Source organism: Pseudomonas sp. B707, from assembly GCF_022496685.1.
Taxonomy (GTDB): Bacteria; Pseudomonadota; Gammaproteobacteria; order Pseudomonadales; family Pseudomonadaceae; genus Aquipseudomonas; species Aquipseudomonas paraglycinae.
Genome location: NZ_WTVE01000036.1, coordinates 32,533 through 58,899 on the forward strand (window position 1 = coordinate 32,533; position 26,367 = coordinate 58,899).

23 protein-coding genes are annotated in these 26,367 nt (G+C 62.4%); 14 read left to right on the forward strand and 9 right to left on the reverse strand.

Going from position 1 to position 26,367, the window contains the following annotated elements:
* Nucleotides 1-197 precede the first annotated feature (197 nt).
* Entirely contained in the window at nt 198-1,475 is a 1,278-nt protein-coding gene (locus tag GQX66_RS27435; protein WP_240872066.1) for an acetyl-CoA C-acetyltransferase, read from the reverse strand.
* A 177-nt stretch (nt 1,476-1,652) separates the two neighbouring features.
* Here GQX66_RS27435 and GQX66_RS27440 point away from each other — a divergent pair, with 177 nt between their 5' ends.
* From GQX66_RS27440 to GQX66_RS27455, 4 genes are all read left to right on the forward strand, one after another.
* Nucleotides 1,653-3,005 (forward strand): 3-oxoacyl-ACP reductase, encoded by a 1,353-nt coding sequence (locus GQX66_RS27440; protein WP_240872067.1) that lies wholly within the window; start codon nt 1,653-1,655, stop codon nt 3,003-3,005.
* Between the two features lie 2 nt (nt 3,006-3,007).
* A complete protein-coding gene (locus GQX66_RS27445; RefSeq protein WP_240872068.1) occupies nt 3,008-3,862 on the forward strand; it encodes a MaoC/PaaZ C-terminal domain-containing protein in 855 nt (284 codons plus the stop codon).
* 318 nt (nt 3,863-4,180) lie between these two features.
* Nucleotides 4,181-5,713: a collagen-like triple helix repeat-containing protein gene (locus GQX66_RS27450; protein ID WP_240872124.1), complete on the forward strand. Its 1,533-nt coding sequence runs from the start codon at nt 4,181-4,183 to the stop codon at nt 5,711-5,713.
* A gap of 135 nt (nt 5,714-5,848) precedes the next feature.
* Nucleotides 5,849-7,519: a POTRA domain-containing protein gene (locus GQX66_RS27455; RefSeq protein WP_240872069.1), complete on the forward strand. Its 1,671-nt coding sequence runs from the start codon at nt 5,849-5,851 to the stop codon at nt 7,517-7,519.
* Nucleotides 7,520-7,536: 17 nt separating this feature from the next.
* On the opposite strand, the gene GQX66_RS27460 is transcribed toward GQX66_RS27455, so the two are convergent.
* The 4 genes from GQX66_RS27460 to GQX66_RS27475 all read right to left on the reverse strand — a co-directional run bounded on the left by GQX66_RS27460 (nt 7,537) and on the right by GQX66_RS27475 (nt 11,151).
* Entirely contained in the window at nt 7,537-9,936 is a 2,400-nt protein-coding gene (locus GQX66_RS27460) for an autotransporter domain-containing protein (RefSeq protein WP_240872070.1), read from the reverse strand.
* Nucleotides 9,937-10,136: 200 nt separating this feature from the next.
* Complete coding sequence (locus tag GQX66_RS27465) at nt 10,137-10,544, reverse strand: response regulator (RefSeq protein WP_134023504.1); 408 nt, start codon at nt 10,542-10,544, stop codon at nt 10,137-10,139.
* Nucleotides 10,545-10,607: 63 nt separating this feature from the next.
* Entirely contained in the window at nt 10,608-10,820 is a 213-nt protein-coding gene (locus GQX66_RS27470; protein WP_085748608.1) for a Flp family type IVb pilin, read from the reverse strand.
* Nucleotides 10,821-10,944: 124 nt separating this feature from the next.
* Nucleotides 10,945-11,151 (reverse strand): Flp family type IVb pilin, encoded by a 207-nt coding sequence (locus GQX66_RS27475; RefSeq protein ID WP_085748626.1) that lies wholly within the window; start codon nt 11,149-11,151, stop codon nt 10,945-10,947.
* Between the two features lie 342 nt (nt 11,152-11,493).
* On the opposite strand from GQX66_RS27475, the gene cpaB reads away from it, so the two are divergent.
* The 8 genes from cpaB to GQX66_RS27515 are packed head-to-tail and all read left to right on the forward strand — an operon-like array spanning nt 11,494 to nt 18,960.
* On the forward strand, nt 11,494-12,435 hold the full coding sequence (cpaB, locus tag GQX66_RS27480; RefSeq protein ID WP_240872071.1) for a Flp pilus assembly protein CpaB: 942 nt from the start codon (nt 11,494-11,496) through the stop codon (nt 12,433-12,435).
* A gap of 20 nt (nt 12,436-12,455) precedes the next feature.
* The gene (locus GQX66_RS27485; protein WP_102688518.1) at nt 12,456-13,679 is read left to right on the forward strand and encodes a type II and III secretion system protein family protein; all 1,224 of its coding nucleotides are present in this window, start codon (nt 12,456-12,458) and stop codon (nt 13,677-13,679) included.
* Nucleotides 13,676-14,866, forward strand: coding sequence for a pilus assembly protein (locus GQX66_RS27490; protein ID WP_085748611.1), 1,191 nt, complete (start codon nt 13,676-13,678; stop codon nt 14,864-14,866). The genes GQX66_RS27485 and GQX66_RS27490 overlap by 4 nt, the downstream gene beginning before the upstream one ends.
* Entirely contained in the window at nt 14,863-16,131 is a 1,269-nt protein-coding gene (locus GQX66_RS27495; protein WP_102688519.1) for a CpaF family protein, read from the forward strand. The genes GQX66_RS27490 and GQX66_RS27495 overlap by 4 nt, the downstream gene beginning before the upstream one ends.
* Nucleotides 16,132-16,149: 18 nt before the next feature.
* Nucleotides 16,150-17,034, forward strand: coding sequence for a type II secretion system F family protein (locus GQX66_RS27500; RefSeq protein WP_085748613.1), 885 nt, complete (start codon nt 16,150-16,152; stop codon nt 17,032-17,034).
* A gap of 1 nt (nt 17,035) precedes the next feature.
* The gene (locus GQX66_RS27505; RefSeq protein WP_085748614.1) at nt 17,036-17,920 is read left to right on the forward strand and encodes a type II secretion system F family protein; all 885 of its coding nucleotides are present in this window, start codon (nt 17,036-17,038) and stop codon (nt 17,918-17,920) included.
* 28 nt (nt 17,921-17,948) lie between these two features.
* Nucleotides 17,949-18,671, forward strand: coding sequence for a tetratricopeptide repeat protein (locus tag GQX66_RS27510; RefSeq protein WP_085748615.1), 723 nt, complete (start codon nt 17,949-17,951; stop codon nt 18,669-18,671).
* 16 nt (nt 18,672-18,687) lie between these two features.
* Entirely contained in the window at nt 18,688-18,960 is a 273-nt protein-coding gene (locus GQX66_RS27515) for a DUF3613 domain-containing protein (RefSeq protein WP_085748616.1), read from the forward strand.
* Nucleotides 18,961-19,019: 59 nt separating this feature from the next.
* Here GQX66_RS27515 and GQX66_RS27520 read toward each other — a convergent pair whose 3' ends face one another.
* Together GQX66_RS27520 and GQX66_RS27525 are read right to left on the reverse strand one after the other, a co-directional pair.
* A complete protein-coding gene (locus GQX66_RS27520) occupies nt 19,020-19,796 on the reverse strand; it encodes a response regulator transcription factor (RefSeq protein WP_085748627.1) in 777 nt (258 codons plus the stop codon).
* Between the two features lie 125 nt (nt 19,797-19,921).
* On the reverse strand, nt 19,922-20,392 hold the full coding sequence (locus GQX66_RS27525; protein WP_085748617.1) for a prepilin peptidase: 471 nt from the start codon (nt 20,390-20,392) through the stop codon (nt 19,922-19,924).
* 75 nt (nt 20,393-20,467) lie between these two features.
* Between GQX66_RS27525 and GQX66_RS27530 the strand changes: the two genes are divergently transcribed.
* Both GQX66_RS27530 and GQX66_RS27535 read left to right on the forward strand, forming a co-directional pair.
* Nucleotides 20,468-20,914 carry a TadE/TadG family type IV pilus assembly protein gene (locus tag GQX66_RS27530; protein ID WP_085748618.1) on the forward strand — a complete coding sequence of 149 codons (447 nt, stop codon included), beginning with the start codon at nt 20,468-20,470 and terminating at the stop codon, nt 20,912-20,914.
* A complete protein-coding gene (locus GQX66_RS27535; RefSeq protein ID WP_240872072.1) occupies nt 20,911-23,658 on the forward strand; it encodes a PAS domain-containing protein in 2,748 nt (915 codons plus the stop codon). The genes GQX66_RS27530 and GQX66_RS27535 overlap by 4 nt, the downstream gene beginning before the upstream one ends.
* Here the strand turns inward: GQX66_RS27535 and GQX66_RS27540 are convergent.
* A complete protein-coding gene (locus GQX66_RS27540) occupies nt 23,655-25,652 on the reverse strand; it encodes a pilus assembly protein TadG-related protein (protein ID WP_129973601.1) in 1,998 nt (665 codons plus the stop codon). The two genes, GQX66_RS27535 and GQX66_RS27540, sit on opposite strands and share 4 nt — an antisense overlap.
* A 149-nt stretch (nt 25,653-25,801) precedes the next feature.
* Nucleotides 25,802-26,359 carry a DUF4136 domain-containing protein gene (locus tag GQX66_RS27545; RefSeq protein WP_134023488.1) on the reverse strand — a complete coding sequence of 186 codons (558 nt, stop codon included), beginning with the start codon at nt 26,357-26,359 and terminating at the stop codon, nt 25,802-25,804.
* Nucleotides 26,360-26,367 lie beyond the last annotated feature (8 nt).

Below are 26,367 nucleotides of genomic sequence, written 5' to 3' on the forward strand. Positions count from 1 at the left end.
CAGCCCTCCCGAAACGTCGGACCGCCCGGGGGGAGAGGGAGCCGACCGAGTTGTCTTGCGTCATACATCGACCTGAAAAAAAGTGTCGATTATGGATTCACAGCCAATCTCTCACGTCGGTGAACCTCTCCAATATCCCCCAATCAGTCCCCTCTCCCTCCGGGAGAGGGTTAGGGTGAGGGCAAGCTTTTGCTCCTCTAGCGCTCGATGATCGCCGTCACACCCTGCCCCCCCGCCGCACAAATCGAAATCAACCCCCGCCCCTGCCCCGCCGCATCCAGCAACTTCGCCAGGTTCGCCACGATCCGCCCGCCCGTCGCAGCAAACGGATGCCCCGCCGCCAGCGAGCTGCCCTTGACGTTCAAGCGGCTGCGATCAATCGAGCCCAACGGCGCGTCCAGTCCCAACCGGGTCTTGCAGTACTCCGGATCCTCCCAGGCCTTCAACGTGCACAACACTTGCGCGGCAAACGCTTCGTGGATTTCGTAGTAGTCGAAGTCCTGCAAGGTCAGGCCATTGCGCGCCAGCAACCGTGGCACCGCGTACACCGGAGCCATCAAAAGCCCTTCGGCGCCGTTGACGAAATCCACCGCCGCCGCTTCACCGTCCCGCAGGTACGCAAGGATCGGCAGACCACGTTCCTTGGCCCACTCCTCACTGCCCAGCAACACCACCGAAGCGCCATCGGTCAGCGGTGTGGAGTTGCCGGCGGTCAGGGTGCCCTTGGCGCTTTTTTCGAAGGCCGGTTTCAGGGTCGCGAGTTTTTCCAGGGTCAGGTCGGGGCGCAGGTTGTTGTCGCGGGTCAGGCCGAGGAACGGGGTCATCAGGTCGTTGTGCCAGCCTTCGCTGTAGGACGCCGCCAGTTTGTAGTGGCTTTCGAAGGCCAGTTGATCCTGTTCCTCGCGGGGGATGTTCCAGGTCTGCGCCATCAATTCGCAGTGCTCGCCCATCGACAGACCGGTGCGCGGTTCGCCGTTGCGCGGGAATTCGGGGATCAGGTGTTTCGGGCGCAATTGCAGGAAGGTCTTGAGCTTGTCGCCGGTGGTCTTGGCGCGGTTGGCTTGCAGAAGGATTTTGCGCAGGCCTTCGCTGACGCTGATCGGCGCGTCCGACGTGGTATCGACGCCGCCGGCAATGCCGCAATCGATCTGGCCGAGGGCGATCTTGTTTGCCACCAGCAGCGCCGCTTCCAGGCCGGTGCCGCAGGCCTGCTGAATGTCGTAGGCCGGAGTGGCCGGTGACAGGCGCGAGCCGAGCACGCATTCGCGAGTCAGGTTCATATCCCGTGACAATTTCAGCACCGCCCCCGCGACCACTTCGCCGATGCGCTGGCCGTGCAGGTTGTAGCGTTCGATCAGGCCTTCGAGGGCGGCGGTGAGCATCACCTGATTGCTCGCGGTGGCATACGGCCCGTTGGAACGGGCGAACGGAATGCGGTTGCCACCAATGATCGCGACGCGGCGCAGCTGACTCATGAAATGCTCCTTGTGAAATATCCGGTCTGAAAATCGAGCGCTGAAAACCCGGTCGGGCCACAAAAGCGCCGAGGGCAAACTACTCTGCTGTTCTAGCGTAGGCCTTATTGCGTGGATCGAACGATTGATTGCCCTTCGCAGTCCACACTTTGAACCCCATCTTCTGGAGAGCGTTCCATGTCTGACCGCTATATCGACTTCGCCAACTCGTCCATCGGCCACCGTCTGGTCGGGGCCCTTGGCCTGCCGTCGCCGGTGCGGCTGGAACGCTGGCAGGCCGGGCGCCTGCGGCCGGTGGAAGGTGCGCTGCTGATCGGCGGCGGGCCGCTGGCCGAGCGGGTCAGCACCTTCGCCAATCGCCTGACCGACGCGATCTACCGCTACGGCGAGCAGCCGGCGACCGCCACCCAATGGATTCCCGGCCACGGCCCGAAACTCAAGGCCGTGGTGTTCGACGCCAGCGATTTGCAGCACACCGATCAGCTCAAGCAACTGCGCGAATTTTTCCAGCCGCTGATGAAGAACCTCGACAGCAGCGCACATCTGGTGATCCTCGGTCGCGCCCCGGAAACCCTGCGCGAACCGTTCGCCGCCAGTGCGCAGCGCGCGCTCGAAGGCTTCTCCCGCTCGCTGGCCAAGGAGCTGCGCAGCGGCGGCACGCTGCAACTGATCTACGTCGGCGAAGGTGCCGAGGATCAGCTCGAAGGGCCGCTGCGGTTTTTCCTCTCGCCGAAAAGCGCTTTCGTCTCCGGACAGGTGATTCGTCTGACGGCCTGCGCCACTCAGGTCACCGACTGGACGCGCCCATTGGCCGGACGCAAGGCGCTGGTCACCGGCGCGGCGCGCGGCATCGGTGCCTCCATCGCTGAAACCCTGGCCCGTGACGGCGCCGAGGTGATCCTGCTCGACGTGCCGCCCGCGAAAACCGATCTCGAAGCCCTGGCCGCTCGTCTCGGCGGGCGCGCCATCACCCTCGATATCTGCTCCGAAGACGCCGCTGCGCAACTGATTGAACAGTTGCCGGACGGCCTCGACATTCTGGTGCATAACGCCGGCATCACCCGCGACAAGACCCTGGCCAACATGACGCCCGAGTTCTGGGACGCGGTGCTGGCGGTCAACCTCAACGCGCCGCAAGTGCTGACCAAGGCCCTGCTCGACAGCGGCACCTTGCGCGATAACGCCCGGGTGATTCTGCTGGCCTCGATCAGCGGCATCGCCGGCAATCGCGGGCAGACCAATTACGCGGCGAGCAAGGCCGGGCTGATCGGACTGGCCCAGGCCTGGGCGCCGACGTTGCTGGAACGCGGCATCAGCATCAACGCCGTGGCGCCGGGGTTCATCGAAACCCAGATGACCGCGCACATCCCGTTCGGCCTGCGTGAAGCCGGGCGCCGCATGAGTTCGCTGGGCCAGGGCGGCCTGCCGCAGGACGTCGCCGAAGCCGTGGCCTGGCTGGCCCAACCGGGCACTGGCGCGTTCACCGGGCAAGCCTTGCGAGTGTGCGGCCAAAGCGTGCTGGGGGCCTGAACATGACCATCGAATGGCAAACGCTGCACCACGAGCCGAGCCTGCCGGGGCTGTATGCCCGGGCGGCGACCCGACGCAAGATCACCGGCACCACCCTGCCCGACAGCGGCTTGCGCTGCGCCGTCGAGGTGGATGGCAAACGTCTGGCGGCGTATCGCAAGGTCTGCGGTTTCGCCGATGACGGCCTGCTGCCGCCGACCTATCCGCATATCCTGGCGTTCGCCCTGCAGATGCAATTGCTGACGGCCAAGGAGTTTCCGTTCCCGCTGCTGGGGTTGATTCATCTGAGCAACCGCATCCGCGTATTGCGGCCGATGGGCGGGATCAGTCGCGCGCAAGTCAGCGTCCAGGTGCATAACCTGCAACCTCATCCGAAGGGCGCGACCTTCGATCTGCTGACCACTCTCGACGATCAACTCGGGCCGTTGTGGGAAGCCGAAAGCCGGATGCTCTGTCGTGGCGTGAAGCTCGAAGGCGAACCGGTCGAGCAGACCTGGGAGCCGACGCTGCCCCTCGCGCAAGTGGCGCAATGGAAGGCGCCAGTGGACATCGGCCGGCAGTACGCGAAAGTCTCCGGCGACTACAACCCGATTCACTTGAGTGCGCCCAGCGCCAAACTGTTCGGGTTCCCAACCGCCATCGCTCACGGTTTGTGGAACAAGGCCCGCACGCTGGCGGCGCTGGCGGATCACCTGCCCAAGGCCAACCTTGAGGTCACCGTGCACTTTCGCAAACCGGTGCGCCTGCCGAGCGAGGTGAGCCTGTTCGCCAGCGCGGCCGGTTCCAGTGGTGAGTTGCGCCTGATCGGTGCCGGCGATCTGGAGCACATGGTAGGCAACTGGCAGCCGGTGGCCTGACATCGAGGCCGGGAAAACCTGATCAATTGTGTATATATCACTTAAGTTTTCCCGCGCCGCGAACAGCTTCTTCGCCGACACCCAGCCTTGATTTTCAAGGCTTTTTTTTGCGCGCCTATATCCTCGGTATTAGTCGTTAGGCGGCACTCGCAGCCACCTGCATAAAGGCGTTAATACCAACTTGAGAATGGCGTGGATCCAGCCTTGCGATTGATATGAACACAACGGACGAAGGCATTGCCGGCAACAGAACCGGCGAGCCGTCGAAGTCAACGAACGTTGTGACAGGTGCAAGGAATAACCCTCATGAAAACCCACATGAAAGCCCAGGCGTGGTGCAAATCGGCAACAGCACTGGCCCTTATTCTCTCCCTCGGTCTGGCCGGTTGCAGCAGTGGCGGCGGCGGTCATCACAGCAGCTCCGGCAGCTCTTCCCCCGACAGTTCGACTGCGGGTACTGGCGGCACGGGCGGTACCGGAGGCACCGGTGACACGGCGGGCACTGGTGGCACCGGCGGAACGGGCGGCACGACGACCCCGACGGATCCAACCAATCCGACCAATCCCACCGACCCGACGGACCCGACCAACCCCACCAATCCGGGCACTCCGACGCCTCTGGTTACCACCACACTGGTGCAGGACGTCGGCAATACCGTCAGCGGAGTGGGTGATGGTGTCGGCCAGGTCGGTGATTCCCTGAGCGGCGTGCCGGTCGTTGGCGGCGTGGTGCAAAGCGCAGCGAAAACCGCCGGCAACGTGGTGACCACACTGGGCGACGGTGTAGCCAACGGCATCGGCAAACTGGCGACCACCGACAACGGCCTGGGCGTCACCGCTTCGGCTGTCGGCGGCGTGGTCCAGGATGTGGGCAACGGCGTGTCCGACCTGAGCGGCAAACTGGCGACTGCCACCGGCAGCGTTCCAGTGGTCGGCGGTGTGGTGACCAAAGTCGCTCCACTGCTCAACGGAGTCGGTGAAAAAGTCACCATGCTCGGCGACACGCTCAGCACCGCGACCACCACCGGCCCGCTCGGCTCGGTTACCAAAGAAGTGGGCAGCAAACTGGTGCCGGTGATTGCCATGGTCGAAAGCACCACGGACAAACTCGGCAGTGCTACGGGCCTGGGTGCTCCCGTGAACGGCCTGCTGCAGAAAGTCGGCAGCACCGTCGATGGAGTAGGCGACAAAGTCACCGACGCCGGCAACGGCAACGCCCTGACCAACACCGTCGGCGGTGCCTTGAGCAATGTCGGCACCGCTGTCGGCAAGGCCGGTGGATTGGTCGCCAACGGCACCGGTTCGGGAACGGGCGTCGGTGGCGGTCTGGGCAACAATGGCTTGCTGCAAACCGTCGGCGGCGCAGTCGTGAACGTCGGCGCCGGGTTGAGCAGCGGCAATGGCAGCCTCGCCGCACCGGGTGGTGTGCTGGCAGCGGCGGGCAATACCGTCGCCTCGCTGAACACCTTGGTGGGCGGCTCGGGCTCGCCGATTACCAGCCCGACCACTCCCCTGGCAACTCTGGGCAACAACGTCGGTGCAGGGCTTGCACCGGTCACCACCGCCGTCGCCAGTGTGACCCAGAATGTCGGTGCCGCCACCGGGCTCGGCGCTCCACTCGCCGGCCTCACCGGTCAAGCCGGCGGCGCGGTCAGCAATCTGGGCAACACCATCGCCGGCACCAATGCCAACCCTGTCGTCACCGCGGTCGGCAATACAGTCACCACGGTGGGCAACACGGTCACAGCAGTCGGCGGACTGGTCAACGGTGGCACTACCACCGGGACCGGCGGCGGACTGGGTGGCGTCCTCGGCGGCCTCACCGGCGCCCTGGGCGGTCGCAATCGCTGATTTGCACCTGGCCGATTCGACGGCCTTACCTACAGCGCCTACGCTTGGTTGAGGGCGGAAGATTCCCACGAGTCTTCCGCTTTTTTCTTAGGAGAAACCCTGCCCCGTGCTGCGGGTTTGAACATGGAGTGTCCTATGCGCGTCATGGCATCCCTGCTGTTGCTCAGTCTCAGTTCCACCGCCCTCGCCGACACCCTGCCCAGCTTTCTCAACAGCAACGAAACCATCCGCAACCTGCCGGTGCCGAACCTGCCTGCCGACGCCTACCGGCCGAACGCCGCGCCGCTGCAAGTGCCGGAGCCCGGCGCCACGGCCGCCCAACCGTTGCTGATGAGTACGAAGATCAACCTCAGGACCGTGCAGATCGAAGGCGGCACACTCTATCCGCTGAACGAACTGGCCGAAATCTACAAACCCCTGATCGGCCGCGAGAGCAGCCTCGCCGACCTGATCGAAGCCACCCGCACGATCACCCGTCGCTATCAGCAGGACGGTTATCTGCTGTCCTACGCTTTCCTGCCACAACAGACCTTCGACGACGGCGTAGCGCGTGTCGTGCTCGTGGAAGGTTACGTGCGCGACGTGCAGATCGCGGGCGACGTCGGACGGGTCAAAGCCCTGCTCGACCGGTTGGCCGCCAAGCTCCAGGCCGAACGCCCGCTGACACGCAAGACGTTCGAGCGCTACACCACGCTGATGACCCGCATTCCCGGCGTGACGATCCAGGCCCAGGTGCCGCCGCCCGGCACCACCGACGGTGCAACGACGCTGGTGGCCCAGGCCAGTCGCAAGCCGTTCACCAGCACCCTGAGCACCACCGAAGACAACCGCAATGGCACCCAGGCGTTGCTCGGCGTCAGCAGCAATTCACAAACGTCGATGGGCGAACAGTTGAGCCTCAGCGGACTGTTTCCACCGGGGGATGATCACGAGCATTACTACCGGCTGGACTACAACCAGTTCATCAACGACGAAGGCGCGCAATTGAGCCTTTCGGCCTCACGCTATCGCGCGGACCCCGGCACCAATGTGCTATTGAACAACGGACTGGAACTCAAGCCGCACCGTGAAAACGACCGTTATTCGCTCGGTTTCACCCTGCCGCTGATTGCCGCCTCGGATGAACTGCTGACCGCCGGATCGCGCCTGTACGCGGTCAACGACAAGACCCGCTACAACGTGATCGGCTACCCGCTGAGCGTCGAAGAGCGCACCGACATCCGCGCCCTCGCCTTCGAAAGCGACTGGCGCAAGGCCGATGCCCGACAACTGCGGATCCTCAGTGGCGGCGTCTATCAGGGCTTCGACAGCCTGGGTGCACACACCAACAACAGCGCCATCGACCTCGACTTCTTCCGGGTGCGCCTTTCCGGGGTGCAGAGCGACAAGTTCCTCGACAACTGGCAAGGGGTACTGTCGGCCGCGTTGTACTGGAGCCGCGATACCCTGCCCGACAGCGAGCGCGCGGTGTTCGGCGGGCAGAATTTCGGTCGCGGTTATCCCGACGATCAGGCATCCGGCGACAAGGGCTGGGGCGTGGCTTACGAGATCAACTACAGCTTCAACCGCGACGGCAACTGGGTGCGCATCCTGCAACCGTACTTCGTGCTCGACCGCTCGCGCAGCTGGTTCAATGAATTGCCGGTGCAGGCCAACAACCTGTCATCGGCGGCGGTCGGCCTGAGATTCGGCGATGCGAAGTACTACAACATCGCCCTGGAAGCGGCCAAGGCGATGTCGGATGAAGCGCTGGACACCTTCAACCGTCGGCCGCGCTACAGCATCAGTTTCAGCTATCAGCTGTAGCACGACCGACCGCTGAATCAGAAGGCGTAGCGCACTTTTGCCGTGAAACCGTCAGCGTCAAAACCGCTGGCGGTCACGTAGTTGTACGACCCGCCGACACTCCACGCGCCCATCCGGTAGTTGGCGCCCAGACCCAGTTCATAGCTGTCACGCACCGGGGTGGTGCCACGGCTGGTGAACGAATCGCCACCCAGCACGAACGACGACGTGGTGCCGGTCTTGTCGCCAATGACGTCATGCCAGGCCATCAGCTTCGCTTCGGGCTCAAGGCTGCCGGTGCCCACACCGAACGCAGCGGCCAGACGTGCACCGACACCCATTTCGCCCACTTCATAACGCTGACTGCCGACATTCAGCGAAGCCGAACTGCCCTTCTCGCGATAGCTATCCATGCCCACGTTGGCGTAACGCGCCCCGACCTGCGGCTCCAGCACCACATCCGGCATCAGGTGCACGGTGTAACCGGCCAGCGCGCTGACGCCGAACACGTTGCTGTCGTAATCACCCTTGGCGCGGGTACCGGCGATGTAGCGCTTGGACTCGTTGTCGTTCCAGCCATACGTCAGCGACGAATCGACGAACCAGTTGTCGTGGGTCCAGTTGCCGTACAGGGTCAGCGCATGGCCGGTGACCTGGGTCTTGTTGCCGCGATCGGATTTCACATCGGTGTCGAGGTAGCTGTACGCCAGACCGACCGCCAGATCGGCATTCAACTGACCATCGGCACCCACGGCGATGCCATGGCTGTCGGCATCGTAACCACTGACACCACGACGCTCATCCTGGTTGGCATCGCTGCTCAAGGCTTGCAGCCAGACACCTTTGTCTGTCGGCACGCCGGCGTTACGGGCGCGGCTGGAACGCTCATTGATGACACCCGACACCAGCGTCTGACTGTTGGTGGCCGCGTGAATCACCCCACGGCTGACATCCGGGCTGAGGGTTTCCGACAACCGCGCCAGTTGCGCATCGGTGCTGGCGTTGGCGAACGCCTGGAACACGGGATCCTGCTCATCGAGCCGCGACAACAGACTCGACACGCGGCCCACTGCCGTTGCCGCATTGCGACTGCCGCCCGCCACAAGGGTATTTTGCGCCAGCACCTCTTCGGACTTGTTGGTCACCACCGACGTGATGTCATTGCCCACGACCCCGAAACTCTTCACATCCAGCAACGCAGAGGAAGACGTCACGGTGAGGTTATTACCGCCGACGAGACTACCCGAACTGATCAGCGTGTATTTCGTGCCGCCTGGCGTCACCCGGAAATCACTGGAACGCGCCAGCAACCGCAACGTCGCGCCCGGCGCGATATCGGTAGTGCCCGTGACCTTCAACACCGGCAACGCCGGATTGGTGTCATTGCCCAGGTACATTTCCAGCACCGAATCGGACTCTTCCATGTCGAAGTCACCGATGATCGTGGTGTGCGGCTTCACCAGCGTCAGCGTCCCGTCCTCGATGGTCACGTAACCGGACTTGATGGTCGAACCGTCGAAAACCGCATCGCCGTCGATGATCACGCCGGACAGACCGATCAGATCCCCTTTGACCGTACCGCCGAAAAAGTCGAAATAGCTTTCGCCGTCATCGACCTGGATTGCCGCCGTGCCACCCTCGATCGAACCGAACAGTTGATAAATGGTGAAAGGACTCGCACCCACTGCCTGACCGCTGACGTGCACGCCAATGGACTCGCCGGAAATCGTGCCGTAGTTGGACAGGTTCAAGATCGCTGTACTGGCAGAGGTATTGAAGTTCACGCCTTCAAACGTCACCGCCTCAGCGTTCGCCCCGGTGGCGCGAATAGTCCCGAAGTTATTGACGCTCCCCTTGAGCGTGGCACCGTCAAGAAACAACCCCAGCGCGTCCGACCCGCTGGCGCTGATCGTGCCGTTGTTGCCGATGCCATTCAGTTTGGTTTGCACCAGCATCACACCGCTGGAACTCGCCCCGCTGGCCTCGATCAGCCCATCGTTGCTGAGCGAGCCGTTCAGCTCACTGCCCATATCCGAAATCCCGGTGGAGGTGCCCGATCCAGCCAGTCCATTGACCGAGATCGAACCCTTGTTGATCAGGTTCCCGGCTATTTTGCTGGGCGTCACACCGGAAGCCCCCAGCGCAATGCCCACACCAAACTTGGCCCCGTCAATGCGGATACTGTCGTTGTTACGCAACTGGTCTGCCGTCAGCCCCAAAAACTGAGCGCCATAGGTCAGCGTCGAAGGCGCGCCGGGAGCAATCGTCCCGTTGCCACGCAGGTCGATCAGACCATAGTTCTGCAGGTTGCTGTTCAATGGCCCGCCGCTCAGGTCGTAGCTCAAATTGGCGCCGGCAGCGGCAACAACGCCCGCGTGCAGCGAAGTTGCAGCAACAGACAGCGCCAGTAACGAGCGGCACAAGCGATCAGTGTTCAATCGAGATTCCCTTCCAAAACATGAAAAACAGTTTCAGCAGGGGGTATCAAATTCACTCAGGCATCCCTACCGAACCCACCAGGTCGTCCGGTTTGGGCGCGGGGAATGTACACGAGCCATCATTTCGACACCATCAAAATGTCAAAGGGATGGCGTCAATTTCAAGATCGGCGTATTCGAAGTAGAAGCTGCGTGAGCACTCAGGAGACATTGACCTTTGGCTTGGGAAACAGATTGTCCAGGGTCTCCAGCAGCCGCACGTGATAGATCGGCTTGCGGAACAGGTCCAGCACCTGCAACCGCAGCATGTCGCTGACATCCTCCATGTCCGCATGCCCCGACGTCACGATCACCGGCAGATGCTGGCGCGAGGTGTGTTCGCGCAGGCGCTTGATCAGCGACATGCCGCTTTCCTCCGGCATGCGCAGATCGGTGATCACCAGGGCGATATCGGGATGGCGGGTCAGATGATGCAGGGCGAGCTTCACTGAAGTCGCGGTATGACAGGCGAAGCCTTCGCCCTCCAGCAACTCCGCCAGCTCCAGCAACGCGTCCTCTTCGTCGTCAACCAGAAGCAACTGTTGGCGGGGCTGTGAAGAAGCAGTCATTGGACAATCCCTGAGAAACTGATGGTGGAACCGAGTGTAGTGCGAGATTGGCGAGCCATCGAGTCAGGGTGTCTGTACCGGTGCGGTCTGGGCCGTACCGCCCAGTGCCACCAGAATGTTGTTGAAGATGGCCAGTACCTTGGCGCCGACCGGCGTCACGAACACCACGACCACCACTGCTACCATCGCCACCACAATTGCATATTCGATGGCTGACGCCCCTTCGCTGCTGTGCAGAAACCGGCGGGCGCGCAACAGCAAGTATTCAAATAGCATGGAGGTTCTCCTTCGTGCCGGGGCACTCAGACTGCCGCATCCAGAGTCGCCTGCGATTCTCCGGTCCGGGACGCGGAACGGAAAATCTGCAGGCAGGATTCGAAGGTCAACGGGATGAACGCGATCAAGGTACGGGGCGGGTGACCGCAGTACCACCGAGTGAAACCAGAACGGAGTTGAAGATGTTCAGAACCTTGGCGCCGATCGGGGTCACGAACACTACGACCACCACCGCCACCATCGCCACCACAATCGCGTACTCGATCGCCGAAGCACCTTCTTCACTGTTGAGGAACAGCCGCACTTTGGCCGCCAGATAGTCGAGACTCATACGAAACATACGTCAACTCCTTCGCGCCTTTGGCGCCGATGTCACGCTACAGCGGCAAGGTTCCACCGTGCCATTTGAGCATTGTCAACAAACCCCCTCCCAACAACTGTAAGAACGGATTAATCACAAAGGATTAATCGCTTCGTCATCCCCCTGCTTTTCGACTGCTAATTGGCCAACACCCATACTTTCGTGGGTTATTTGCCTGTCAGAAATGGCGTTTTGGCTTGTTTCAGCTAGCGTGGAAATAGCGAAATAGTTGGATGTTCATAGCTGCCTGATTGCGATGTTCCCTTGGTAGGAAGTGCGGGCTGGTAGTGCAGCAGGAAAGGGAGAGCCGTCATGAACAGTCGTGTGACCATGGGCCTTGCAGCGTTGCTTTTACTGGGCGCCATCGTTGTCGGATATTGGGGCCTGGTGCTCAGCCGCCAACCCGCTCCGGTGGCCGAGTCTCCCGCGCCGACGGTGGTCACCGTCGAAACAACCGTCGCTGCCGCCGAAGACCAGACCCGTCAACCTGTCGTGGTGCTGGTGCGTGACGTCCCGCCATTCACCCCTCTTGCTGCCGCCGACCTGGCCGTTGAAAAACTGCTCAGCGCCCCTGCCGGCAGCCTCGGCACAATCGAACAGGCCGTGGGCCGCACTCCGTGGCGCCACCTGAGCGCCGGCACCTGGCTCAACGAAGAAAGCTTCGAGGCCGGCGGCACACTGGCGCGCATGATCCATAAAGACGAGCGCGCGCTGGCCGTGTCGGTCGATGAAGTGATCGGCGCAGCCGGGCAGTTGATCCCCGGGGATTACGTCGACGTGTTGTTGTTCCTGCGCCAGGACGCCGCCAATCCGCAGCAGTCGGCGCAGATCGTTGTGCCAGCCATGCGCGTGCTCGGTGTCGGCGAGCAATACGGCCTGACCAATGACGGCCAACCGTCCGCCCCTGCGTTGAGTGCCGACGACAAGATCAAACAGGACCAGCGCCGGCTTACCGCGCGCACCGTGGTGCTGGCGGTGCCTGAACAATTGTTGAGTCGAATGATGCTCGCCACCCAGGTCGGGACGTTGCGCCTGGCCGTACGCAGCAGTGAGGAACAGCGCCTGGCCAAGTATTGGGCCGGCGAAAGTCAGGCACCGGAAAAGCTGGTCGCCGCCAACAGTCAACTCTTCCAGTTCACGCAGCTGGCGCTGGGGACAACGCCGAAAGCGTCGTCGAGCGGCGACCAAGCTGTGGCGGCACGACCCGCAGTGGAAGTGATTCGCGGCAATCAGACCAACCAACAAAACCCATGACTGAGCAAGGATCCAAGTGCATGCAGAGTCGTTCCTGGCCGACCTTCAATCCCGTGCTCCGGGCCTTGCTGCTGATGGGACTTTCAATCAATGCTGCGCACGCGGCCACCGGCAACTGCGCGGCCCTCGGACGCTTGCCGCCGGTGATCGAAATCAACGAAGGCTGGCAACAGGACATGCAGTCACCGGTGGCGATCACACGCCTGGCCATCGGCGATCCGAAAATCGCCGACGTGCATGCCAATGGCAATTCCTCGTTCCTTCTGACCGCCGTGGCGCCGGGCGCGACCAGTCTCATGGTCTGGACCGGCTGCTCCAGCGAGCCGCGCCAGAGCATGGTGTTCGTCAAGGGCGCCGCCACCTCGGCCCTCACCAACACCAGTGCGCTGCCGTCGGATGATGCGCTGTTGCCCTCGCAGGTGCAGACCGACATTCGTTTCGTCGAAGTCAGCCGCACCAAGCTAAAGCAGGCCTCGGCTTCGCTGATCGGCACCCGCGGTAATTTCCTGTTCGGTTCCCCCGGCACCCTGCCGCCCATCGACGGCGTTCCGCAACCGCGATTGCCGGTGGACAACTCGCTGTTCAACTTCTCGTGGATCGGCGGCAAGACCATGGCGATCATCAATGCCCTGGAAGGCAGTGGGTTCGCCTACACCCTGGCGCGGCCAAGCCTGGTGGCTCTCAATGGGCAAAGCGCAAGCTTCCTCGCAGGCGGGCAGATTCCGATACCGGTGCCCAGTTCCGGCAGTGACAACGTATCGATCGAATACAAGGAATTCGGCATCCGCCTGACCCTGACGCCCACCATCATCAGCCACGATCGCATCGCCCTGAAGGTCGCGCCGGAAGTCAGCGAACTGGATTTCAGCAACGCGGTGAACATCGCCGGCACCACGGTGCCCGCCCTGACCATTCGCCGCACCGACACCAGCATTTCCCTCGCCGATGGCGAGAGTTTTGTCATCAGCGGTTTGATCAGTACCAGTAACAGTTCCCAGGTCGACAAGTTTCCCGGGCTGGGCGATATCCCGGTGCTCGGGGCCTTTTTCAAAAGCTCGCAGATCAAGCGCGAAGAGCGAGAGTTGCTGATGATCGTCACCCCGCACCTGGTGCGTCCGCTCTCGGCGGAGGCGCAACTGCCGTCGTTGCCGGGTGAAAAACTGCGCAACTACGACCCGAATTTCTACCGCATGTTCTTCCTGGAAAACGGTAACTTCGACAAGCGCAGCGGGTTGTCCCAATGAGCCAGAGCCTGAGTCAGACCTTCCTCGCCATCACCCGCAACAGCACCGATCTGGAATGGCTGCAAAGCGCGCTTGCACCGTTGGGCCAGGTGGTCAGTGCCGGTGGCGGCAGTCTCGACGAATTGCTCGCTCTGGTGGACGTCACCTTCGCCAGTCTGGTGTTCGTCGGCCTCGACCGCGAACACGTGGTGGCCCAGAGCGCGCTGATCGAGGGCGCGCTGGAGGCCAAGCCGATGCTGGCGATCGTTGCCCTCGGCGACGGCATGGACAACCAGTTGGTACTCAACGCGATGCGCGCCGGGGCAAGGGATTTCGTCGCCTATGGTTCGCGCTCCAGCGAAGTGGCCGGGCTGGTGCGCCGCTTGAGCAAGCGTCTGCCGCCAGCGCCCCACAACACGCAACTGGGTGGCCTGACGGTTCTGTACGGGGTGCAGAGCAGTTCCGACGGCGCGTTACTGGCTAACCATATGGCGCTGGTGGTGCAAAAGAGCGGGCAGCAGACGCTGCTGCTGGATCTCGGTCTTCCCCGTGGCGACAGCCTGGCGTTGCTGGGGCTGGAGAGTTCGTTCCACTTCGGCGATGCCTTGCGCCACCTGCGCAGGCTCGACGCCACACTGATCGACAGTGCATTCACCAGCACCGAAGCGGGGCTGCGGATTCTGGCGTACGCCGACAATGACGAACCGCTGGAGAGCACCAGTGCCGCCGAGCTGTTCATGTTGCTCAGCGCGTTGCGCCAGCACTTCCAGCACATTGTCGTGAACCTCACCGGCCAGCCCGACAGCGAAGCCCTGCGCACCTTTGTCAGCCATTGCGACAAGCTGATCTGGTACACCGACCAGAATGTTCTCGATTGCCGGCGCAACCTGGCGGTGTTCAATCTGTGGCGGGAAAAAGGCATGAAGCTCGACCACGGGCGGCTGCTGGTCGATCGCTATCTGAGCAACGTCGCGCCGGATGCGGACACCCTCGGCAAGACCTTCAACCTGGAAGTGATCGCGGTGCTGGCCTTGAGTCCGGAGCTGCGCATGAATGCCAAGAACCAGGGCGTCAGCCTGTTTGAACTGGCGCCCCGGGAGAAACTCACCCAGAGCCTGCGGGTGCTCGGCGAACGGCTGGCCAAACGCTCCGAAGGCCTGGCCAAACCCAAGGTCACCTGGTTCGACCGGTTGCGAGGCACCTCATGAGCCCGGAAAAACTCTTCGGTGCACCGGCGCGGGGCCAGTCGGGCAACACCGATCACGAAGGCCTGAAACTGGTCCTGCATCGCTACATCATCGATGCCATCGAGGAGTCCGGAAAAAACCTGCTGGAAGGTTCGCGGCAGTTGCTGGCGCAATTCGTCACCGACAAGGTCGCCGAATACATCGCCCGTCTGCATCTGGCGATTTCGCGCTACGAGATGGAGCGGCTGGCGGAAGAAATCGTCGATGAACTGACCGGATTCGGCCCGCTGGAGGTGCTGCTGCGCGACACCGCCGTAACCGAAATTCTGGTCAATGGCCCGCACCGGGTGTTCGTCGAGCGCGACGGTGTACTGCATCAGAGTGACCTGCGCTTCATCGATGCGCACCACGTCGAACGGGTCATGCAGCGCATTCTCGCGCCACTCGGTCGGCGGCTGGACGAGTCTTCGCCGATGGTCGATGCACGTCTGCCGGACGGCAGCCGGGTCAACGCGATCATCCCCCCGATCGCCCTCGACGGCCCGTGCCTGTCGATTCGGAAATTCCGCAAGGACATGCTCAAGAGCAGCGACCTGATCGCGATGCAGACCATCGACCTGCCGATTTTCGAGTGCTTCCAGGAGGCCGTGGGCAAGCGCTGCAACATCCTGATCAGCGGCGGCACGGGCACCGGCAAGACCACGCTGCTGAATATCCTCAGCCAATTGATCAACCCCCACGAACGATTGGTGACCATCGAAGACGTCGCCGAGCTGCAACTCGGCCATCCCCACGTGGTGCGTCTGGAAACCCGCCCGCCCAATGCCGAGGGCCATGGCGAGGTCAAGGCCAGCGACCTGATCCGCAACGCCCTGCGGATGCGTCCGGACCGGATCATTCTCGGCGAGATCCGTGGCGTCGAAGTGCTCGATGTGCTCACGGCGATGAACACCGGTCACGACGGTTCAATGAGCACGGTCCACGCCAACAACGCCCAGGATGCGTTGCTGCGCCTGGAAACCCTGGTCGGCCTGACCGGGCGCTCCGTGGCCGAACGCACGCTGCGGCAGATGATCTGCGCGGCACTCGACGTAATCATTCAGTTGACCCGCATGCCCGACGGCCGCCGCTGTGTCAGTGAAGTGGTGGAAGTAGTCGGCGTGCGTGAAGACGTGTACGTCACCAACACCTTGTTCCGTCTGGATCGACGCACCGGTTTCGGCTTCCTGCGCGAAGCGGTCAACCCGGCCGGCGACAAGTTGCGGCACGAGTCGAGTCTGGGCTGAGCGCATGGAGCCTTCGTCATGATCGGACCGGTGATCCTGATCGTCCTCTGCCTGCTGTTGCTGGGGCTGTCGATTCGCCTGTTCCTGCAGGGCGTGCGCAAGACTGCCAACGAGCGGGTGCTCTCTCGCCTCGCCGCCGGGCAGCCGCAAGCAGCCGCCGAAAAATCCTCGTGGACCGGGCTGGAGCGGATGTTCCTGCGCGCCGGCCTCGGCCGGCCGAACGAGCACTTTGGGCTTTGGCTGTCGTTGTGGGTCGTGGCCATGATGCTGGGTTACCTGCTGGCCGACTGGATCGGTCTGCTGGTGCTGATACTGGCGCCGCCGCTGATTTTGCGGTTGTACATCGCGTGGCGATATCGTCGCCGGCTCAATCGGATGATCGAACAGTTGCCGCAGTTGCTCGACCACACCGTGCGCAGTCTCAAGTCCGGCCGGACCCTGACCGATGCAGTGATGGGCGGCATCGAAACCAGTGAGGATCCGTTGAAAACCGCAATGGGCCGGGTGCAGCGCAACGTGCAGTTGGGGGTGAACCTGCCGGATGCGGTCAGTGATTTTGCCGAGCTCTACGAGCAGGACGAACTGCGCATGTTCGCCCTGGGCCTGAAGGTCAACCATCGCTACGGCGGCAACGCCAGCGAGTTGCTGGAGAACCTGATCAAACTGATTCGCGAGCGCGACCAAGGTGCCCGCCAACTGCGCGCCCTGACCGGCGAAACCCGGATGACCGCGTGGGTACTCGGATCGCTGCCGGTGATTCTGGTCAGCTACTTCATGCTGACCAATCCCGGCTACATGCTCGGCATGTGGAACGACTCGGGCGGTCGGACCATGTTGATCGTTGCGGTGGTGTTGCAGGTCTCCGGTTGCCTGGCGCTGTGGCGCATGTTGAGGAGTGTCTGACATGGTGATGCTGGCCAGTCTCATGTTGTTGCTCGGGGCACTGTTGCTGGTCGGCAATCACCTGCTGACCGAGCGGCGTCGGGTGCGTCAGGTCAACCAGCGTCTGCAGGGGCACCTGGTGCGCGAGAACCGTTTCGGCAACTGGTTACGGGCGCTCGGCAGCAGCCGGTTCGGCCAGCGCTCGGTGAGCATCGACAGCGAAACCCAGACCCTGCTCAGCCGTCTCGGCTGGCGCCGCGCCAGTGAGCGCTCGTTGTTTGCCGCCTGCCAGATCGGCACGCCGCTGCTGACACTGGGGCTGGGGCTGTTTCTGAAGGAAGTATTTTTCCCCCTCGCACCCAACGGCTGGCTGGTGCCGATGATCGCCACCGGCGTCGGCTATCTGCTGCCCAAACGTCTGTTGGCGTATGCCGCTGCCCGTCGGCAGAAAATCATTTCGGTGGAAGTGTCGACGTTCATTCCGCTGCTGCGGATCCTGTTCGAGTCCGGCATGGCCGTCGAGCAGGCCCTGCGCGTGCTCAGCACCGAAGGGCAAAAACTACTGCCGGAGCTGACCAGCGAACTGCGCCTGATTCTGGCCCGTGTCGACTCGGGCCTGGAACTCGGGCAAGAGCTGAACAAAGCGGCCGTGATGCTGGCGGTGGATGAGTTCACCGACACCTGCGTGATCCTGCAACAACTGATTCAACAGGGCGGCGGTGCGATGAAATCGCTGCTGGCGCTCAAGCAACTGCTGGATGACCGGCGCCTGACACGCTTGCAGGAATACATCTCGAAGATGTCGGCGAAGATGTCGGTAGTCATGATGCTGCTGCTGTTTCCGGCCTTGCTGATCGTTTTGGCGGGCCCCGGTTTTACCGCAATCACCCGGGCGTTTGCGTCCTGAGAATGACAATGGCGATGGAGAGCGATGGATGAAAGCACTGATGGTCGTGGCAAGTCTGTTGCTGCTCGGCGGCTGCGCAACGGACGGTCAGGCGCCGTGGACGACGATGCTGGCGCCGGCCAGTTGCAGCAAGTTGAGTTCCGAACAGGAGCTGTCGCTGAACCTGGCCGATGACCTGGTCAACGACGGCAAGCTGCACGCCAGCCTGGCCAACCTGCAGGGCCTGCCCGACAACCTCGTCGAAGTGCGACTGCGCAAGGCCAAGGTCTATCGCCTGCTGGGGCGCAGCGAAGCCGAGCCGCTGTATCGCAGCCTGCTCGGCACGTGCCTGAACGCCGACGCCGAACATGGCCTGGGCCAGCTGTATGCCGCCCGTGGCGACAACGGACAGGCACAGGCCCACCTGCAACGGGCGGCGCGGCTGGCGCCGACCAATGAAAACATCCGCAACGATCTGGGCGTGGTGTACCTCAATCAGCTGCGGCTCGAAGACGCTCGTTTCGAGTTTCTGACGGCCATCGAGTTGAAGCAGAACAATCAATTGGCGACGCTGAATCTGGTCACCCTGTTGCTCTATCAGAACAACTGGCAGCAGGCCGCGGAAGTGGTCAGCCGCGCGCACCTGACCCCGGAGCAGTTCACCGATGCCCAGGAACGCGCGGAGAAACTCAAGTCGCCGGTCAAGGCCAGACCCGTCGCTGGCAATCAGGTCGCGGTGGCGGCTGACGCGCAACCGGCGACGATCAAGTGAGCCTCAAGGAGGTGCCATGAACACGTTAAAAACGCTGTGCTGCCTGAGCCTGCTGAGTCTGCCGCTCGGCGCGCTGGCCATCGACGCCGGCCCGGCCTCGGCCCAGCAGCAGGAAACCGAAGGCTGGCTGTTGCTGCAAAGCCGCAACAAGGCCGCGTCCCCCGATCCGCAGGCGGCCACGGCCACCGAGCGTGAGCTGGCGATGCAGCGCTGGCTGAAGAAGTACCAGTACGAAATCCCCGACTTCTATGACCCGGATGCCGGGGGCAAAATCGAGACAAAAAACTGATTCGAGGAAGACGCCTTGGCGACTGTCCCGGTCGACCCAAGGGCCGCCGGGGACATCAATCAGTGCGCCGTAACTCGCTGCCGCAGAGCCGCCGCACTCGGCGACAAGGCCAACGCCAGTTGCGTGCGGTTGTGCATGTGAGTCAGACGCAACACTTGCGAAACGTAGAGCTTCACAGTGTTTTCGGTAATGCCCAGCTCACAGGCAATCTGATAATTGGTTTGACCCTTGCCCACCAGGCGCGCCACGTCCAGTTGCCGTGGCGACAGCTGATTGAAGATCTCGGGAATCTCCAGTTCACCGGCCCCACGGGTGGCTTCGTCACTGACAGGAGCCGGGCCGCGACGCACCTTGTCCAGATCCTGATAGAGATCATCGATGGACGACGAAAGGTCCTGAAGCTTTTGATTCAGATGGCCAAGTTGCAGGGTTTTCTGCCGTTCCTGCAACACCGCTTCCTGGCGTTGCAGGCCTTCGAGCAGTTCATCCAGATTGACCGGTTTCTGGTAATAGTCGGCAATCCCGGCGCGCAGGGCCTTGATCACGTCCTGCTTGTCCGCCCGACCGGTGAGCATGATGGCTTCGAACGCCCGGTGTTTGCCGGCCAGCCGTTGCAGTTCCTGCACCAGTTGAATGCCATCCATGTCCGGCATGTGCAGATCGCACAGCACCAGTCCGATCGCGGTGTCAGCCGTAAAACGCTCGATCGCCTCCTTGCTGGACTCGCACGGAACACAACGGTAGCCGCTGCTCTCGAGAAATTCACAGAGTTCTTCGACGATCAGAGGCTGATCATCGACAACGATGACTTTTACCGCAGATGTAAGCTTGTTCACGTGCTGCTCCATGCCCGGGCCAAAGCTGACCATTCCTGTACTGTCAGCCACTGGCTGTATAACTCGTTACTTTGAAGGTAGACCCACTTTCCGACTATGTACATAAGACTAGTGGCGCTTGGCGACTAATGGATCCAAGGTAGTGCAAGCACAAATCCGATCAGCACGAACGGCGCAAATGGCAGCTTTTTTGACATGGATGGCGCCATACATCGAAGTTGATGCCTAAGCCCTTGACTCATATGCAGCCAGACTCTTGGCGCAAGCAGAATCCAGATCAGGCTCGCCGCACCCGCACCGATAAAAATCCCGAGCAGCGAGACGCCGTCCGTCGCAAGACCAAGAGCTGTCATTAGTTTCACATCACCGGCGCCCATTCGGCCCAGAAAATACCCGGGCAACGTGAATGCCAGGGCCACGACACAAGCCCAGCCTCCCTGCCCGGCTTCGGCGCCCATCCAGGTGGTACCGAAAGACAGCAGATAGACCAGCGCAAGGGTCCCGACACCCAGCGTCAGGACGTTGGCAATCCTTCGTTGCCGGGCGTCCTGGGCCGCGCAAGCCGTCAACCAGATCAGAAGGACAAGGCTCTGCATGCGGTAAAAACCGTCCGTTTTTGCTGAATGATTCTATGCTGATACTACGCAGTGACTGTCAGGGTAGACGCACGGATGAAAACCGGCTCTCGGAAGGCGCAAAAAGGTGCGGTGGCGATCGAGTTCGCCCTGGTGTTCGTGATCTTTTTCGCGGTGTTTTACGGTCTGGTCAGCTATGCCCTGCCGTTCGTGCTGATGCAGACGTTCAACCAGGCCACAGCCGAAGCCATACGCCGCGCCGTGGCGGTTGACCCGACAATTCCCAACTATTCAACCGTGGTGGTCAGCACCGCCAATGCCGCGCTGAGCCAACAATTGTCGTCAACGCTGCCTTCTCTGAATGTAGTGGTCGGCACTGATACGTCAACGGTCTATGACCCGACGGCGGGCACGCTCACCGTCAGCGTCAATTACCCGGTGAGCAAACTCAATCAGGTCATTCCGTTTCTGGTGTTGCCGGGCATCGGCGCGGTCCCCAGCCTGCCCACCAACCTGACCGCCATTTCGAGCCTGAAATTTTGACCCCGGGTGACAACCTGCTCGGCCGCCTGCTCAAGCGGGGCATGGTCGCCAGCGATTTGCCAGACGCACTCGGCACCCCGCTGACGGGCCTGCACATCCACCTCGACAGCGAAGGCGGCGTATTGCAAATGGCTGGCCCGTTACGCCTGCTGCTGACGCAACAGACGCCCCGTGACAAACCGTTGCCGTTGCGCGACTACCTGCTGGCGCACAGCACGCTGGCCATCGAGGGTCGGCCGCAGGACTGGCAAGGCCACCTGCTGGATTTGGACTTCCCCGGCCTCGGCGAGCAGACCTTGCAACTGCGCGGCTGGGTTCAGCCGCTGGGCAATGGCTGGCTGCTGCAACTGATCGACATCGCCGACCTGTTGTCCGAACGCCAGCAAGCGCATCAGCGCGAGGCGTGCCACATGATCGCCGAGCAGATCAGCAAGCAGTTGCGAAGCTGCAGCCTGGGACGATTGCCGATGCTCGTCAGCGAACAATTGCAAGTGATCGCCCAGCGCTGGCAGATCCCGTGCCTGGCACTTGCCCTGCTCGATGAACAGGAACAGGGCTGGCAGATCCATCAGCAATTCCACGCCCATGACGCCCCGGCGCTGTGGCATGACGGCCAGCGTCTGGGCACGCCGCTCGACAGCCTCAATGGCACCGGCCCGCAACGCCTGGGTGAACATTACGGCCAGTACGAACACTCGCGGGTCCAGGGCCTGTTCGGCAATGCCGAAGGCTTCGCCGTACCTTACAGCGATGATCGAGGCGTGATGGCGTGGCTGCTCTGCGGTTTTTACGCGGTGGACAAGACCGCGCCGTACCTGACCGACCGCGACTGGCTGATGCTGGCGGGTGCACTGGCCGGGCCCCTGCTCGGTCGCTTGCGCGAACAACAGCATCAACTGCAGCTGGAACGGCTGGAGTCATTGCAGTCGCTGCTCGGCACAGGCTGGTGGGAAATCAGCAGTAGCGAGCAGATTCAACTGGCCCCGACGCTGGCCGCCACTCTGCAACAGGACAGCTCGACGCTGACGCTCGACACCTGGCTGACACTGATCCATCCCGCCGATCGCGAAGAGGTCCGCAGCCGCCTGCAAGCATTGCAAATGCACGGGGAAATCCTCGACCTGTGCGTGCGCCTGCATGCTCGCGACGCGAGCCAGACGCCGGCGTGGTATCGCCTTCAGGGGCAAGTCACCGGCACCGGCGAGCATCGGCGGCTGGTGGGTTTCATGCTCGACATCAGCGACATCAAGAACCAGCAGCAACTGGCCGCCGCCGCCCATGCGCGGCTGGACAACCTGATCGCCAGTTCACCAGCGGTGATTTACGTCCAGCACTACGTCGAAGGCGCCTTGCTGCCGGCGTTTTTCAGCGCCAGCCTGCAACCGCTGCTGGGCTGGAGCCTGGAAGACTGCGATGCCAGTGCGCTGGCAGAGCGGATTCACCCGGATGACCGCACCCTGTATTTCGAACGCACCCGGCAACTGCTGCGCGAAGGCTCGGTGCGCGCCCGCTATCGGATGCGCGACAGTCGCGGCGACTATCACTGGCTGCTTGACGAAGCCCGGCTGTTGCGCAATGACCTCGGGCTGCCGGTGGAGGCTGTCGGCTTGTGGCTGGATGTCACCGAAGCGACGCTGGCCGCCGAGCAGGTCAAGCAGAGTGAAGAACGCTACCGGATTCTGGTCGAGGACTCGCCGGCGATGATCTGCCGCTATCGCCCGGACCTGATCCTGACGTTCGGCAACCGGCCGCTGGCGACCTATCTGGAATGCGCTCCCGAAGACCTGGCCGGGGTCGACCTGGGCAGCTGGATGTCCGAGGTTCAGCGCGCGGCCTTCGTTGAGCGCCTGGCGCAGTTGACTCCGCAATCTCCCGTCAGCACCGCCGAAATCAATCTGCAATTGCCGGGGCGCGAACATGCGTGGTGGGTGTGGTCGGATCGCGGCGTGTTCGATGAGCACGGCAAACTGATCGAAGTCCAAGCCGTTGGCCGCGACAACACCGAAGTGCGCCGCTCCCAGCAGCAACTCACGCAAAGCGCAAAAATGGCCACCCTTGGCGAAATGGCCACCGGTCTGGCCCACGAAATCAATCAGCCGCTGAACGTCATGCGCATGGCCATCGTCAACGTGCAGAAGCGCCTGAGCAACGGCGATGTGCAGATCGATTACCTGACCGACAAACTCAATCGCATCGACGCTCAGGTGCAGCGCGCCGCCAAAGTGGTGGATCACATGCGGGTGTTCGGTCGCCGCTCCGAGATCGAGCAGCAGCTGTTCAACCCGGCCAGCGCCATCGAAGGCACGTTGTCACTGCTGGCCGAAGGCATGCGCGGCAAAGGCGTGGATTTGCGCATCAGCGAGACCGCGTTCGAGGTTCAGGTACGCGGGTACGTCGATCAGCTTGAACAGGTGCTGATCAACCTGATGGTCAACGCCCGGGATGCGCTGCTGGGCAAACGCGAGTGCGACCCAACGTTCAAGCCGTGGATTGCGATCTACGCCGAGCGCGACGAGCAGAAGGTGCGACTGTGGGTCGAGGACAACGGCGGCGGTATCGACCCGCGTCTGCTGGAGCGGATTTTCGAACCGTTCTTCACCACCAAACCGATAGGCGTCGGTACCGGCCTTGGGTTGTCGGTGAGTTACGGGATCATCGAGAACATGGGCGGCCACTTGAGCGTGCGCAACTCGGCGGACGGTGCACGGTTCTGCATCGAACTGCCGATCGCCCCCGACGACTAGATCACCAGATACGCCTTGCCGGTCTGGCCGCAGGTCATGTTGGCGCCGACGTCGACATCCATCAGATTGATCCCCAGCCCCTTGAGCAAATTGTTCAGCAACGGATCCAGCAACGGACTCACCAGGTCGGTGATCACCGGTTGCAGGATCGTCGTAACATCGCTGATCAGGCTGGCGACGCCTGTGACAATCGCCCCCAGCGGGTTGCTGCCCTGGGGTTTGTAGACGATCAGATTGATCCCGGCGAGGGTGCTTGCCAGGCTGTTGACGATGTTGCTTGAGGGCGCGGCGGCAATCACGCTCGGCGGCAGTTTCAGGTTGGGCGGTGTGGCGAATGGTGTGGTGCTGGAAAACACCAGGTTCTGGGTGTTCTGCGCCACGCTGGTGTTGACCATGATCGCGATGCCGCCGGCGCCGTATGGCACGTGAGTGCTCGGGTCACAGCTGCCGATCCCCAGAATCTTGTGGCAGGTCACCGTGCCCAGATCCACCAGCGGCAACGGTGTGACGGTGGGTTGGGCGGCAGATGAAAAGGCGTTGGTCGGATCGATCTTGCCCACCTTGAGATCGGCAACCGAGGTGATGGTGCGGGCCGTCAGGCTTTTGGTGCCGGTGTTGTCAGTCGGGCAACTGTAATCGGTGACATAACTGATGGCGCCGCCGGCATCCAGGCTGATGTCGATCTGCGGCGAGGGCAGCAGCTTCGGGTCCAGTTGTTCACAACCGGCGCCGAGCAGGCAGCCGACCGAATTCAGTGTAGCGACCAGATTGAGGCTCAACAGCGCATTGAGCGTCGGTGTCAGCGTGCCAACCAGTCCGAGTACCGCATTGGCCAACCCGGTTACCCCGGACAGTACCGGCAGATTTACCGAAAGCAGCGTGCGAATCTGCGCAGTGCGCACATAAATCCGGTTCGGCCCGGTGGGGTTGGCCCTGGCCAGCGCCGGATCGCCGATCGCCGAGAATTGCGGCGGCTCGATGACCTTGACCCGCACTGTGACATTCGCCAGCCCCAGCACGTTGATCGGCAGGGTCGCGGCCACCGCACTTTTGCTGTTGGCCAGTTGAATCACACCCTGAACCAGTTGCAGCAACTGCAGATTGGCATCCAGCCCGGCGGCCGTGGTGCCGGTCTGCAATTGCAGGATGTCGCCGAGTTTTACCGGTGCGGCATTGATCGCCGCCACTTGCAGCTGGCCCAGCGCGGTAATCACTTCAGCGGTGGCGCCATTGAGCTGCACCGCCGTAATCGCGGCCTGGATCAGTTGGGTCACCGTGGCCTGGGTATTGAGCAACTGGGTGTAATTGCCGGCGGCGACGTTGAGGTTGATCGCCAGTTGGTTCAGATAACTGAGCAGGTTGATATCGGTGTTGAGCAAGCCATTCCACCCCACGGCCGTCAGGTTGACGTTACCGCCAAGCAGCCCGGAAAACAGCGGGTTGAGGATGTTCGATTGCGCGGTGTTGATGCTGGCCAGGTTACTGCGGATGTTCAACTGAGCGACGGTCGGCTTGGGTTTTGCCGCCACCGCCGAAGCATAAAGCACGGTGTTGAGACTGACCGGTGTGCCACTGAACAACGCCTGCACGCCGCCGGCAAAACTGGTGGTGACGGTACGGTTGGCCGCAACCTTGACCGCCTCCGATTGTGTCGCGTCCACCGTAAATGTGCGCAGGCCGGTAGCGGCTGTCGCCAACTTTCCGCAATCGATCACAAGGACGTTGGTGGCATCGGCGACAAACCCGTTGCGCGTCGCGCTTTGCCCCGCGTAACTGGCAGCGGTGAGGCCTGGCAGGCAATTGCCGCCACGGCTGACGGCTTCCAGGGCGGCGGTGTCCACCAGGCGCTGCAGTTTGCGTTGTTCCATATACAGACGGCCGGTATCCACCACCAGCAGCATCAACACCAGCGCCAGGCTGAGGGTGGCGGCCGCCATCAGGCCGATCGCCCCCCGCTGCCGGGCTGGCCCGCCGCATTGCGGATGACGCGACATGGCGCACTCCTTTGCCGGCGCACTGCCGGGCGCAACCTCCATTGGTGGATTTGAGTGTAGACGCGCTGCACCGACACTGCTGGCAACGCGCCAGTTTCACCCGCCCATAAAAAACGGGAGCCATGGACTCCCGTTTTGTTTGCGCAGGCTCAGCGCGGAGGGTAATTCGACAGGATCCGCGCCACCGTCTCGCGGATGGCATTGCTGCGATCCGCCGGGTTCGGCGTGCGGCTGAGCATTTGCTCGTCGCTGCCGCGCCACACCAGTTTGCCGTCCTTGCCGTCGAGCAGATCGACCTGGATGGTCGCCACCTTGTAGGTGATGTTGCGGGTTTCGTTGTACATCGGTGCGCCCCAATAACCGTTCCACGGGCCACCCCAACCGCCGCCGTAGTTGGTGGTCACCTGTTGCTGCCGGTCCTCGACGATCAGGTAAGTCTGCACAAACAGATCGCCTCGGGCGCCCGAGGCGGCCGGGCGCAGACCACGCTGATCCAGTTGATCGGCGACGGCTTGCCGAATGCGTTGTTCGGTCAGGTCGCTCTTGATCCGTGGATCGTCTGGGCGGTATTGCAGGGCGGGGGCTTTCCAGCTCCAGCTGCGGTACGCGGCAAAGTCGCGGCTGGCGTCGAAGTCATGATTGACCTGGTTGGCGGCGCAGGCACTGAGCAGTGCGGCCACGGCCAGTAAAGCGAGACGGCGGAACATGGTTTTTC